Consider the following 12,062-nt stretch of genomic DNA (forward strand, 5'->3'; position numbering starts at 1 on the left):
ACCAATAAAGAAGTGAGCTGCTTCTTAGAAAACAGCTCACTTCTTTATTGTTTCTTTAGAGGACTCTGAGTCCGTGCGGCGGACAACATTCCACTTGCTCCCAAATAATTGAATACTTTTTTCTACCTTTTTTATCACTTCATCTGCTCTTTCATAAATAATGCCCCGCAAATCATGGACCTGCCGTATTAATTTTTCAAGCCATGCTTCCTGCTTATCGAGCCTTTCATGAAGAACAGCCAGTTCCTCTTTTCTTTGATTATCCATTTCATCCAACTTATTTCCTTGTTCTTCCACTTTTTTCTTCACTGCTTCACTTACTTCATCTATTTTTTCAAGCTTAACCTGAATCAATGCCTGGTTGGCTTTGAAGCCATCTTCCTCTTCTTTTGCACTTTCTTGAGCAGCAATAATTTGATTGAGCTGCTTGTTTTCCTTCTTTATATTTTTATCAAGTACATCTAATCGGTTGAATACCTTCTCCTGCATCTGCTGCTGATCTTTTTCATTTTTGTCCATTTCCTTCAAACGTTTCGCAATACGCTCCAATTGCTGATTTTTAGCAAAGGTATCACGCTGCAGCTGCTGCAATACTTCCACAGATTCCCTCTGCATTTCCAACTGTTTTTGTTCTCTTTCACTTGCATATTCATAAACAAACGTTTCTTGATTAGACGAAGCTCCTTTTATATCTTCTGCATAAATATGCTTCTCCTGGTTCAGATATACCATTCACATCACCTCTAGAATCAGCTTATGCACAAAGTAAAAAATAGGACGAATTTTGGTTATCTGCCTAATTGGATAGATGAAAAAAACCTAAGCGGTTTAGTCACTCAGGTTTTATTCTTTATTGCTATTTATATTTTGGTAAAGATACCTCACTCCGGGGAATTCGAGCTGAGGCTTTGTGAGCAGGAGAAGCAACCCGAAGAAAGTGTCTCGCAAAGCTTCGAGCTGTTTCGTTAATTTCTCTAATTTCGATGGGTGGTACTATGTGTTCGAGCTTTAAACGCATCGATAAATTGTTCAGGTGAAGATTTTATAATGTAGGCGTAAACTCCTTTAAGCGTGTGTAAATAAAGCATTCCCTTTGTTTGGTTTCCAGTAAGGCGATACGAAATATCCATTACATTCTCAATTGGAAATTCCCTGTATCTTGTAACGATTTTATCTGCATAAAGATACATATAACGCTGCTCTTCTGTATCCTTTTGTTCTAATGCACTTACTTGACGGACTACTTTTACATACGGTTGTTTGGCAATAAATTGCATTGTCTCCTCCGTTAGTTCAGCTTAAACTTTATATCCCTAAGGGCGGTAAAAAGCGCTTTTGAACATTTTTTTATGGATTAGTTTTCTGCAACGCGCAAATGATTCTTTCTCCATTGCAGCCATTGGCTTTCTCTCGTTTTACGCGGTAAGAACTGACGGATATCCTCTTCATGATATCCTACCTGCAAACGTTTGGCATCGACCATAATCGGGCTTCGTAAAAGACGCGGGTATTCCTGAATAATTTCCAACAGCTCTTGCAGTGGCAATGCTTCAATATCAAGGTCTAAATCTTTATAAATCTTAGAGCGTGTGGAAATGATTTCATCTGTACCTTCCACCGTCATCCGAAGAATATTTTGTAATTCATTTACGGTCAGAGGTTCTCTGATTACATTGCGTTCTGTATATTCAATTCCGTTTTTCATAAACCATTGTTTTGCTTTTCTTGTTGATGAACATGCTGCACCATAAATTGTAACTGTCATTAATCATACCCCATTTATATATAGTTTCTTTCTTCTTACCATCAGAAAAGTTCTATACTTACCTGTCAGCACTTGATAAACCTTTGCTTAACAGATCCATTTCAATACGAAAATTCTCTAGAGCTTCTTCACGAGAAAGATTCCTGGATAGCTGATCCACAATATTTCGAAATGTAACAGACGTTAAAATCTGCATAACATGGAAAAACTCTTGTTTACTATCAATATTCAGTTTATTAAAATCAACTAAATCTTTTACTTGATTCATTGCATCTACTTCATTATGCTTTCCTAGGAATAACTCTGTAAATGAATCCTCCACTTCATGTGTCACATTCAATACGGCATTCTTTAAAAACTGCAAATGCTTCTCTTCTGACAGCTCTATCAGTGTTACCCGAAAAACCTTATCCATGGAAGCCATCAAATCTCCATCTGTTTCACGCAGCAGGCTTAAAAAATAAGCACGGCGTTTATCTGTATGAAGCTTTAATAAATAATAAAAAGCATCTTCTTTGCCGTCAAAATATTGATAAAAACTTCCTCTTGAAACACCTGCAAGCTTTACAATATTCGCAATGGAGGCCTGCGATAACGGTGCTCTTGCAAATTCTTTTTCAACCGCTTGCAATAATTTTGCCCGTTTGGAATCGTTTAAATTAAAAAATGTTGATGTAGGCATATTCTTGCTCCTCCATAACCTATTGTGACACAATGTCATGTCCTATAATTCTATATTAAGTGACACGATGTCATAAGTCAATTATTTTTATGACATCGTGTCACTTTTTTTATGAAATGTGACGATTCTATGGCAGGCAAACGATTGCTTTTTCATTAGTGTACACTTTTCCTCCCTCTGCTAAACACCTTTAGTTAAAAATGCTTCTTTCCCAGCTTCATTTAACTGCCGACCTAATCATTGTATTCCCTCACTATGCTATTTCATAACCTTAAAAATTAAACAAGATAGGAAAATTTCTAAAAGTTATCAGCTTAAAAAATAAGAATGTTTATAAAGATAGCTGAAAATAGCCGCTCCGGAAAAACACTACGCTAGATAGGTTTTATTGCTATCTGTATCAAAATTAATAAAATTCACTATCCTTTAAACAAAAGAACACCGCATAGAAGGCTATGCCTTCCACACGATGCTTTTTCATCAAACCATAATCTTACTCATATCATTCGTAAATGCCACTGGATCTTCAATCGGCAGCCCTTCAATCAATAACGCCTGATTGTAAAGCAGGTTGGTATATAACGCTAGTTTATCCTGATCATTCCCCTGCGCTGCTTCGAGTGCTTTAAAAATACTGTGGTCTACATTGATTTCCAGCACTTTATCTGCCTGAATCTGCTGATTATCCGGCATCGCATTAATAATTTTCTCCATTTCCAGAGAAATATCACCATCTGCAGAAAGCACGACCGGATGGGATTTCAGACGCTTGGAAGCCCGAACATCCTTCACTTTATCACCAAGCACCTCTTTCATTGCTGTAAACAGCTCATTATGACTTTCTGTTTCTTCCTTCTCTTCCTCTTTTTCATCGGCTTCAATTCCTAAATCACCGCTGGAAACGGAACGGAATTCCTTATCCTGATATTGCATCAGCATTTTAATCGCAAATTCATCCACTTCATCTGTGAAATAAAGAATTTCATAGCCTTTATCTGCAACAATTTCCGTTTGCGGAAGCTTTTCAATACGCTCATTGGAATCTCCAGAAGCATAATAGATATATTTTTGGTCTTCCGGCATACGTGATACATATTCCTCTAACGTTACCAGCTTTTTCTCTGTAGAAGAATAGAATAGAAGCAAGTCTTGCAGTTCTTCTTTATGCTGGCCGAAATCACTGTACACGCCAAATTTGATTTGCTGACCGAATGCTTTAAAGAATGTTTCATATTTTTCACGTTCATCGCGAAGCAGGCTTAACAGCTGCTGTTTTATTTTCTTATGAATATTTTTCGCAATGATTTTCAGCTGACGATCATGCTGTAGCATTTCCCTGGAAATATTTAAGGATAAATCTTCTGAGTCGACCATTCCTTTTACAAAGCTGAAGTAATCAGGCAGTAAATCTGCACATTTTTCCATAATCAAAACACCATTTGAATAAAGCTCTAAGCCTTTTTCGTACTCCCTGGAGTAATAATTAAACGGCGTTTGCTCTGGAATAAATAGAATTGCATTATAACGGACTGCTCCATCTACATTGATATGAATATGGCGCAACGGCTGATCAAATCCGTACCGTTTCTCCTGATAGAAATTGGTATAATCTTCGTCTGTTAATTCGCTCTTATTTTTCTTCCAAATAGGAACCATTGTGTTCAGCGTCTGCTCTTCAATTACATCCTCATACTCATCTTCTGTTCCTTCTTTTAACTTGCTTTCCGTAACATCCATTTTAATTGGATAGCGGATAAAGTCAGAGTATTTCTTGACGATTTGTTTTAAAGTAGCTTCTTCTAAAAACGTATCATAATTGTCTTCTTCTTCGTTTTCTTTTATTTCAAGGATAATCTCTGTGCCAACTTCTTCGCGGTCAATCGGCGTAATCGTATAGCCGTCTGATCCCTGTGAAACCCATTGATATCCTTCTTCACTGTCAATCGATTTTGTTAATACGGTCACTTTATCCGCAACCATAAACGCTGCATAAAAGCCGACACCAAATTGACCAATAATATCATGGCCGTCTTTAATTTCATTTTCTGATTTAAACGTATGTGAACCACTCTTAGCAATCACACCGAGGTTATCTTCCAGCTCTTCCTTTGTCATTCCAATTCCCGTATCTACTACAGTCAACGTACGTTTTTCTTTATTAGGAATCAGTTTGATATAGTAATTGCTTTGATCGAATGTTAAAGCATCATCCGTTAATGCTTTATAATAAATCTTGTCAATAGCATCACTTGCGTTAGAGATTAATTCACGCAAGAAAATCTCCCGTTGTGAATAAATGGAGTGGATGACCATATCTAATAATTTCTGTGATTCTGCTTTAAACTCGTGCTTTGCCATAATGCGCTCTCTCCTTTTTCTGTTTTTAGCACTCTCTCTCACAGAGTGCTAAACCTCTATTACATGAATACCATATTCTATTTTAACTGTCAATATTAGTCGCATATAGCCTAAACAACATGTATAATAGAAAATATATAGAAGAGGAGGGGTCTCGATGCTTCATGAATGGTTAAAAGATTCCAAACATACCGTCGTTTTCACTGGCGCAGGAATGTCTACAGAGAGTGGGCTGCCTGACTTTCGTTCCACAAACCGGGGACTTTGGAGAAAGAAAGACCCAAGCAAAATCGCAAGTGTAGATGCTTTAAATCATCACGTAGAGGATTTTATCGAATTTTATCGGGAGCGCGTCCTGGGCGTCAAAGAAGTTGGTCCGCATAAAGGACATCACATTCTTGCCGATTGGGAAAATAATGGACTGATCCAATCGATTATTACCCAAAATGTGGACGGTTTTCATCAGGCTGCAGGCAGCAGACACGTTCATGAGCTTCATGGAACCCTGCAAGAGCTGCATTGCCAAAGCTGCGGGAAAATCTACGACAGTTCTGCTTATTTAAATGAAGACTATCACTGTTCCTGCGGCGGAATACTCAGACCTTCTATTGTATTATTTGGGGAAATGCTCCCTGAGGATGCCTTTTCTGCTGCGTTTGAGCATGCAAAGAAAGCCGATTTATTTATCGTGCTAGGTTCCTCTCTATCGGTTACGCCAGCCAACCAATTCCCGGAAATCGCAAAACAAAGCGGCGCCAAACTTGTCATTGTCAACCAGGAGAAAACACCATTAGATGAGTTTGCAGATGAAGTTGTTTTTGACCGGAAGATTGGGGCTTATTTAGAAGAAACGGATCAATTATTATAAAACAGATAAAAGGCAAGGAAGCGCTGCACGCTTCCTTGCCTTTCTTGATGGATTAAAATAAATATGGCGGCAAATGTTTTAAGCGGGGCGAGTAACCGCAGCCCCAAATTTCGGTCTTAGGCCATCCATTTAGGCGGTGTATTCTTATTCCAATAAATATCCCCGATATGATAATGCTTTTGGAATCCATCCTCACTTAAATGGTAATGAAAATTAAAATAATACCCTTCCAATGGCCGGTTTTCCCGGCGGACATGAAACTTTGCCAATGTTTTGCTGGTGCTGTTATTGGAAACATTGAAAATCCGCTCTCCATAGCCGTCTGAAGGTTTTTCGGTAATCGCTATATCCTTATATATGTCAGAATGCTCGACAAGATCAGACAGCACCAATTCCATCTGCGGTAAAATCATAGCAGAAAATTCATCCTCAACCTTCCCCGCGATCCTCGTTCCAAATTTTTCGATACTCAATTTTTTCGCCTCTTCATGAAGGTGGCCAAGAAAAGCTTCCCTTGGATCTTCTACATTGTATGATTGGGTGGTTTCCTCGATAACAGATGTTGTTTCGAGATCCGATGAAGAAGACACACTGCTGTCATCTCGCTTATTGGCGTCGACTTCCAAAAGATTTGTTGGCGTATAGATACCCAATGTTAAAATTGTTATAAATACGACTGCTATTTTTCTCCACCAGAGCTTCATCTGCTTCACCCATTTTCCGTATCCGTTTTCTTTATTTTACCATGAATCCATTTCTTGTCTATCCAACCATTCTACTTTTTTGAATATTGGAAGAAAATAATTTGTTATACGGAACATTCTGTTTATACATTTTTTTACAACTCAAGAAATCATATAGGGTGATTTTACCTTATACCGGCCAGCCCTCACGCTTATATGCCATATCCCAAAACATATATTCATAGCGACTCGTATTCAGAAAAATAGCTTCTAAATGATCCAGTTCTGCTTCCGAACAGCCTTCCGCAAGCTCGTCTAATTTTTCAATCAGCCACTTGCCAATGGAGCCAAATTCATCCGAGCTGTACATTTTCACCCATTCCCCATACTGTTCATGCTCCAGCGCACCCGGCTTTTTTGCCAGCTCCAGACCAATTTCATAATAACTCCAGGCACACGGCAGAATCGCTGCAATCAATGCTGCTAAAGAACCTTTCTGTGCCTCTGCAATCATATTACTGCTGTAGGCCAGCGTTACAGGCCCTGGAACCGTAGATTCTAGTTCCTCCCTGGAAATACCGAGACGCTCGGCATACTGACGATGAAGCTCCATTTCGAAATTCAGGGTTTCATCCAGCGATTTAGCAAAGCCGGACATGGTATCTAAATCTTTTGCAAGCACCGTTCCCATCGCAATTACTTTTGAGTACTCTATCAAATACTTGTAATCCTGACACATGTAGAATTTAAATGACTCCATATCGAGTGTTCCATTACCAATCCCCTGTACAAATGGATGCTGGTGGCTTTTCTCCCAAATCGAATCTGCTGTCTTGCGAATACGTTCTGTAAATTTCATGTATATGCGCTCCCTTTTCCATCATTTTTATAAATGCCTTATTTCTGTTTTTCTGTTTGACACCATTTCAAAATAAATTGCAGCAGGGACACTGTATAATCTACTAACTCGTCGATGTTTACCTGCTCATCCACGGCATGGGCGTGCTTCAATTCACCAGGTCCATAGCAGACCGTCGGAATCCCGTATGCTGCAAGCCAGCCGCCATCAGTTACTGTTTCAGACATTCGGACTTTCGCTTCCTCGCCAAAAGCTTTGCTATGACTCTCCTGTAACATCGCAAAAGCAGCATGTTCTTTATCTACGGAGAAAGACGGGAAAATTTCACCGCGGTCCACAATCATCGATTCGCCTCCCCATTCAAAGGCGGGTGGATTATCCCGCATCCAGACATCCGCTTCAGCCGTCTTGCGTAAATGGGACTCAATTTCTGCAGCAACCTGCTCAGAAGTCTCATCGGGATAATAATGAACGGTAATCCATAGGCGGCATTCATCAGCAATAAAAGCAGCATGTCTGCCTCCTTCAATCACTGCCGGGTTGATGGTATTGGTTCCTGGGGGAAAGCCTGGATAGGATTTGGTCACTGCCCAATGTCGCTCCAGCTCCTGCAACGCAATAAGGAGCTTATTCATCTTTTCAATGGCGCTGGCTCCTTTCATCCCGCCGCCTGCATGAATGAGCTGGCGACGTGTACCATCATGGTGCGTGATTGGACTTTTCACTGTGATCCAGCCGGTAATAACGCCTCCTTGCCCATGTATTTCACAATGACTTGTATCTGCAACGATGGCATAATCCGCTGTATACCCGCGTTCTCCACATTGCTTCGTCCCTGCTTCCCCAACCTCTTCCCCAATGACGGACTGCAGAATAACATCCCCGCCAAGGCGAATCTGGTGGTCATGCAATATGCGCATCGCAAATAAACACGCTGCCAGACCGCCTTTCATATCTGCTGCACCCCGCCCAAATAATGTACGTCCTTCCACTGCTGGCTGAAATGGCGCATGCTTCCAGTTTTCACCTTCCTCTATAGAAGCGACATCCACATGCCCATTAAGAATCAAGCTGTTGTATGTATCGGAAGCAGTTCCACGTAAACAGCCGACGACATTCGGGTCACCGGGATAAACCTCCCATTGTTCTGTTTCAAAATTCATTTCCTTCAAGTAGTTCGCAATGTAAGCTTGGATAGCCTCTGTATTTCTTGCAGGCGGGGCTGGTGTTTCAAAACGAATCAAATCACTGACAAGCGCTATTAATTCGTCTTCTCGATTTCGAATCTCCTGAATTACCCTATCCATTCAAAAACCTCCTTTTCAGCACGCAAAAAAAACCGCCTCCTGATTTAGAGAGCGGCAGAAAAGTTTGGTTCATTTGCCTAAAGGCATATCCGCCCACTTCCCTCCGCTAGTACGAACTAGATCAGGTTGGTAAGGGTCAAGACAATATGCCTCTCTCAGCTTAATAAGCACCCCTAGTGGATCCATTGCGTATGTATTTATCCCTTTTAGGTTACCATACGAATTTGTAAGCGTAAAGCAGAATTTAAGAAAGGATGATTCTATACCCGCTTGTCTACATACATATTGCTGTTTTTTTGCGCAATATCAATACAGATGAAATCCAGAATACGTTGTAACCTTCTTACAAAGGAGGTTACAGCTAGTGTACATAACTATCATAAAAAAAAATAAACGTGTCCGAAACTATCTGCTTGCTACTGCCAGTTCCAATTTGGGGAATGTGATGACTGGCATGGCTCTTTTATTTCTTGCTTATGATTTAACTGCTTCTAATGCGTATACCACAGGGATTGCTATCGCTCAAGTTGCTCCTTATCTGCTGTTCGGATTGATTGGAGGAGTTATTGCTGACTGGATTTCTAAAATGAAATGGTTAATTCGTATCGATTTATTTCGTTCTCCACTTCTCATCGGGTTAGTTTTGTTAGACTTCTCCAATCAGCTTGCTTACTGGCATCTAATTATTGTAAGCATCTTGATTCATTTATGCGGATGCTTATATAATCCGGCGCATCGGGCAATCATCCCGCTTATCACGAGTGAAAGGGAGAGGCCCGCAGTAAATAGTTTAACGGACACTGTTACAAGGGGAATGACTGTTTTAGGACCTGTTTTCAGCATTATCTTCATGAATACCATTGGTGTAATCCACTTTTTCACGCTGGATGCACTCAGCTATCTATTGAGCGCGCTTTTTCTATCATTCATTCCCTTAAAGGAAGAGCAGACAGATAAAAAGCATTTTAATATATTCACAGCCATCCGGGAATTTGCTATATGGCCCCGTTCTCATAAAACCATCCGTTCCTTATTTGAGATGACAGCTTTTATTGTTTTCTTTAACACCTGGGTTTGGCAGGTTGGGCTGTTATTACTGTTACAAGAAACGATGGCGAATGCAGAAGTATGGTACAGCGTTGTAACAGGATGGTTTGGAATTATTGTTATTATTGTGAATCTGATTATTCCCTATATCTTTAAACAATTTACGCTAAAAACCTACCTTCTCAGCTCCCTTATCTGGGGGACAGGCATTTTATTCTTAGGAGGTTTACCAGCTGTCCCCCTGCTTTTTTTGGGAATTATCTGGGTAGCAGTCGGATTGCCGCTGTCTGGATTATCCAGGGTCTATTTACTGCAAAAGTATATTCCGCCAGACATGCTGGGAAGAGGTTTCAGTTTCAATGCCGTCCTGCTTTATTTTTCTAATTTTATTTCTTTAGGTTTCTTCGGACTTGTATCTTATTGGGTCTCCATACACCTGATTTTTATCATCTGCGGGGCATGTATGATGATTCTGGCTGGAGTTTATGTATTGCTTAACCTGCGAAAATAGCTTGGCCTCATACCATACAGTTTCTTGAATAGACGATTATAGACAGAAACAGAAGAAAATCCCGAATCCATCGCAACCTGCAATATCGTCGTATCGGTAAATTGCAGTTTATCCAAACTGCGTTGAATACGATAGATTTGCAGCCATGAAAATGGCGAAACACCCACCTTCTCTTTAAATACATGTGAGAGCCGGTACTTATCTAACTGGGCAATTGCAGCCATATCATCTAATGTCCAGTTAGATGTATAACTTTCCTTCATTGCCTCCAGCACTTTATAAATTGGGAAACCTGCAGCAGTGTATGCTTCCGGCTGAACATCCTGATAATAACTGTTTACACTTCCTTTCATCAGAAGGATTGCTAACTGCGTAAAGCTGTTATCAAGGAATACCTTCATACTCGCATCCATTACCCCATTACTTACATCAATATAATCCAGAATAAATGCCACCCACTTCTTTATTTGCAGCGATTGCTGCGGCATTTGTGCAAATTGAATATCTGCTGAATGATGATTCATCAAATTTTTGGCAGCTTGATTTATCAATCCTGGATTTAATTCGATTAAAAATTTATGATGCGCTACCTCTAATTGCCGATGGGGGTCATAAGGATTCAAAAGCAGCATTTGATCCGCATGAAAAGTCAAATCCTGATGAGGCAGCTGATATGTCATGTCTCCGCCAAGCGAGTAAATGAATTTATAACAATTATCTGACCGCCGGATACTTTCCTGTTCAAATTCCGTTTTAAATAAGAATAGGCCTTGATCCGTTGAAAGTATTTTATTCATCGATTTCCCTTCCTTATTTTGCTTATTTCTGTAATAAATCATTAATATTCTTAAGGATATTTAAATTCTATCATATGAACAGCCTTCATGATTTTAAAATGCTGTTCAAATTCCCCTAAGCATTGTATAAATTGAAATAGTAAAATTTTCACACAGGAAAAATAATCCTGCAGCAAATACTTTTTAATCTTAAAATGCTACAATGCATTTTGGAACCCCGCAAGATAAGGATGGGACACATGGAACGATAAAAAAAATAGGTGCGTATGCAATTGGGATTTTTATTTTCTGCGTCTTAGTTACAGGCATAGTCGATGAATCAAAGAATCTGTATCAGCTGTTACAAGATAAAGGCGGACACGAAAAGGAGGTTACTGTTGTTGGTAAAACGGTATCCAGTGATTTAATCGGTAAATTGAAATACTATGTTAGAAGAGGAAGCATTATCGCAATTAACTCAGAAGATGTCTACTCAAGAAACTTCCTTAATAAGTAAAAAGGAATTTGAACAGCTTAATGCCGGGGATACAATTAGGAAGAACGATTCTTATATGACAGATAAGGATTAAAAATCACAGATTATCGAGCATCTTATTGTCATCGTCGTCTTTAGTATCTACCCATTCGGTTTCATTGCTTATAATCTCGAACATATACCACTGCTAAAAAAATTAGACGATAAAGCAGCTTCACTGTTTCTCTTTTCTCTATTGGGAATCATTTGCTTGGTATTTTTAATGGCATATGTCTTTATGGGAAAATCTATCGTTAGTATTGTGCAGTCCCATAGCGGAGACCAAATAGAAACCGAAGCCTATATTTCGGATAGGGAATATGACTATAATGCCGGACGCTATAGCACAAGTTCATACTATTTGCATTTATCTTTCTACGCAGAAGACATAAACAAGGAGGTTATGTCTTCCAAAGAAGTATCTTCTCGTATATTTTCTCAGGCTAACCATGTCATTGATGTTCAATATCCTGAAGGACAGCCTTATAAAGCACACATAGCAGGGACTAAATTTAGAGATTTTTTTGGATCCAACTTGATTATTTATAGTTGCGTTCTCATCGTTACGGCTTTATTAATATATTCAGCTGTTTTAATGCGAAGAAAGAAGAAAACAGGCTCTTTTTATAGGAAACAGAAAAAGGATTTCTCCAATAAATAACGAATACATA

At 39.4% G+C, this 12,062-nt stretch carries 13 protein-coding genes and 1 riboswitch; of the genes, 4 read left to right on the top strand and 9 right to left on the bottom strand.

The annotated features are described in order from the left end of the window. Nucleotides 1-36 precede the first annotated feature (36 nt). The 5 genes from ACZSMY_RS15895 to htpG all read right to left on the bottom strand — a co-directional run bounded on the left by ACZSMY_RS15895 (nucleotide 37) and on the right by htpG (nucleotide 4,805). Entirely contained in the window at nucleotides 37-732 is a 696-nt protein-coding gene (locus tag ACZSMY_RS15895) for a hypothetical protein (RefSeq protein ID WP_042529164.1), read from the bottom strand. A gap of 242 nt (nucleotides 733-974) precedes the next feature. After that, on the bottom strand, nucleotides 975-1,277 hold the full coding sequence (locus ACZSMY_RS15900; protein ID WP_042529162.1) for a hypothetical protein: 303 nt from the start codon (nucleotides 1,275-1,277) through the stop codon (nucleotides 975-977). A gap of 77 nt (nucleotides 1,278-1,354) precedes the next feature. Further along, complete coding sequence (locus tag ACZSMY_RS15905; RefSeq protein WP_042529160.1) at nucleotides 1,355-1,765, bottom strand: Spx/MgsR family RNA polymerase-binding regulatory protein; 411 nt, start codon at nucleotides 1,763-1,765, stop codon at nucleotides 1,355-1,357. A 58-nt stretch (nucleotides 1,766-1,823) separates the two neighbouring features. Next, on the bottom strand, nucleotides 1,824-2,447 hold the full coding sequence (locus tag ACZSMY_RS15910) for a TetR/AcrR family transcriptional regulator (RefSeq protein WP_042529158.1): 624 nt from the start codon (nucleotides 2,445-2,447) through the stop codon (nucleotides 1,824-1,826). Nucleotides 2,448-2,927: 480 nt separating this feature from the next. Then, complete coding sequence (gene htpG / locus ACZSMY_RS15915; RefSeq protein WP_368900993.1) at nucleotides 2,928-4,805, bottom strand: molecular chaperone HtpG; 1,878 nt, start codon at nucleotides 4,803-4,805, stop codon at nucleotides 2,928-2,930. A 157-nt stretch (nucleotides 4,806-4,962) separates the two neighbouring features. On the opposite strand from htpG, the gene ACZSMY_RS15920 reads away from it, so the two are divergent. Further along, nucleotides 4,963-5,673: an NAD-dependent protein deacylase gene (locus ACZSMY_RS15920; protein WP_289584470.1), complete on the top strand. Its 711-nt coding sequence runs from the start codon at nucleotides 4,963-4,965 to the stop codon at nucleotides 5,671-5,673. Nucleotides 5,674-5,789: 116 nt separating this feature from the next. On the opposite strand, the gene ACZSMY_RS15925 is transcribed toward ACZSMY_RS15920, so the two are convergent. From ACZSMY_RS15925 to ACZSMY_RS15935, 3 genes are all read right to left on the bottom strand, one after another. Beyond that, complete coding sequence (locus ACZSMY_RS15925) at nucleotides 5,790-6,377, bottom strand: YpjP family protein (protein ID WP_042529152.1); 588 nt, start codon at nucleotides 6,375-6,377, stop codon at nucleotides 5,790-5,792. 169 nt (nucleotides 6,378-6,546) lie between these two features. Continuing rightward, a complete protein-coding gene (gene tenA / locus ACZSMY_RS15930; protein WP_042529150.1) occupies nucleotides 6,547-7,215 on the bottom strand; it encodes a thiaminase II in 669 nt (222 codons plus the stop codon). 38 nt (nucleotides 7,216-7,253) lie between these two features. Beyond that, nucleotides 7,254-8,522: an acetylornithine deacetylase gene (locus ACZSMY_RS15935; RefSeq protein ID WP_042529148.1), complete on the bottom strand. Its 1,269-nt coding sequence runs from the start codon at nucleotides 8,520-8,522 to the stop codon at nucleotides 7,254-7,256. Nucleotides 8,523-8,603: 81 nt separating this feature from the next. After that, a riboswitch (TPP riboswitch) is annotated at nucleotides 8,604-8,707 on the bottom strand. A 179-nt stretch (nucleotides 8,708-8,886) separates the two neighbouring features. Here ACZSMY_RS15935 and ACZSMY_RS15940 point away from each other — a divergent pair. Further along, a complete protein-coding gene (locus ACZSMY_RS15940) occupies nucleotides 8,887-10,080 on the top strand; it encodes an MFS transporter (RefSeq protein WP_368900994.1) in 1,194 nt (397 codons plus the stop codon). Here the strand turns inward: ACZSMY_RS15940 and ACZSMY_RS15945 are convergent. Next, nucleotides 10,053-10,877: a helix-turn-helix transcriptional regulator gene (locus ACZSMY_RS15945; RefSeq protein WP_289584474.1), complete on the bottom strand. Its 825-nt coding sequence runs from the start codon at nucleotides 10,875-10,877 to the stop codon at nucleotides 10,053-10,055. The two genes, ACZSMY_RS15940 and ACZSMY_RS15945, sit on opposite strands and share 28 nt — an antisense overlap. A 202-nt stretch (nucleotides 10,878-11,079) precedes the next feature. Here ACZSMY_RS15945 and ACZSMY_RS15950 point away from each other — a divergent pair, with 202 nt between their 5' ends. Together ACZSMY_RS15950 and ACZSMY_RS15955 are read left to right on the top strand one after the other, a co-directional pair. After that, nucleotides 11,080-11,373: a hypothetical protein gene (locus ACZSMY_RS15950; RefSeq protein ID WP_368900995.1), complete on the top strand. Its 294-nt coding sequence runs from the start codon at nucleotides 11,080-11,082 to the stop codon at nucleotides 11,371-11,373. A gap of 229 nt (nucleotides 11,374-11,602) precedes the next feature. After that, a complete protein-coding gene (locus ACZSMY_RS15955; RefSeq protein ID WP_368900996.1) occupies nucleotides 11,603-12,052 on the top strand; it encodes a hypothetical protein in 450 nt (149 codons plus the stop codon). Nucleotides 12,053-12,062: the final 10 nt, after the last annotated feature.

The organism is Oceanobacillus sp. B139/18, from assembly GCF_055524595.1.

Excerpts from the sequence above, each read along its gene's own strand:
- ACZSMY_RS15900 (WP_042529162.1), bottom strand. The coding sequence starts at position 1,277 with ATGCAATTTATTGCCAAACAACCGTATGTAAAAGTAGTCCGTCAAGTA.
- ACZSMY_RS15905 (WP_042529160.1), bottom strand. The coding sequence starts at position 1,765 with ATGACAGTTACAATTTATGGTGCAGCATGTTCATCAACAAGAAAAGCA.
- ACZSMY_RS15925 (WP_042529152.1), bottom strand. The coding sequence starts at position 6,377 with ATGAAGCTCTGGTGGAGAAAAATAGCAGTCGTATTTATAACAATTTTA.
- ACZSMY_RS15895 (WP_042529164.1), bottom strand. The coding sequence starts at position 732 with ATGGTATATCTGAACCAGGAGAAGCATATTTATGCAGAAGATATAAAA.
- ACZSMY_RS15920 (WP_289584470.1), top strand. The coding sequence starts at position 4,963 with ATGCTTCATGAATGGTTAAAAGATTCCAAACATACCGTCGTTTTCACT.
- ACZSMY_RS15945 (WP_289584474.1), bottom strand. The coding sequence starts at position 10,877 with ATGAATAAAATACTTTCAACGGATCAAGGCCTATTCTTATTTAAAACG.
- ACZSMY_RS15910 (WP_042529158.1), bottom strand. The coding sequence starts at position 2,447 with ATGCCTACATCAACATTTTTTAATTTAAACGATTCCAAACGGGCAAAA.
- tenA (WP_042529150.1), bottom strand. The coding sequence starts at position 7,215 with ATGAAATTTACAGAACGTATTCGCAAGACAGCAGATTCGATTTGGGAG.
- ACZSMY_RS15935 (WP_042529148.1), bottom strand. The coding sequence starts at position 8,522 with ATGGATAGGGTAATTCAGGAGATTCGAAATCGAGAAGACGAATTAATA.
- ACZSMY_RS15950 (WP_368900995.1), top strand. The coding sequence starts at position 11,080 with ATGCATTTTGGAACCCCGCAAGATAAGGATGGGACACATGGAACGATA.
- htpG (WP_368900993.1), bottom strand. The coding sequence starts at position 4,805 with ATGGCAAAGCACGAGTTTAAAGCAGAATCACAGAAATTATTAGATATG.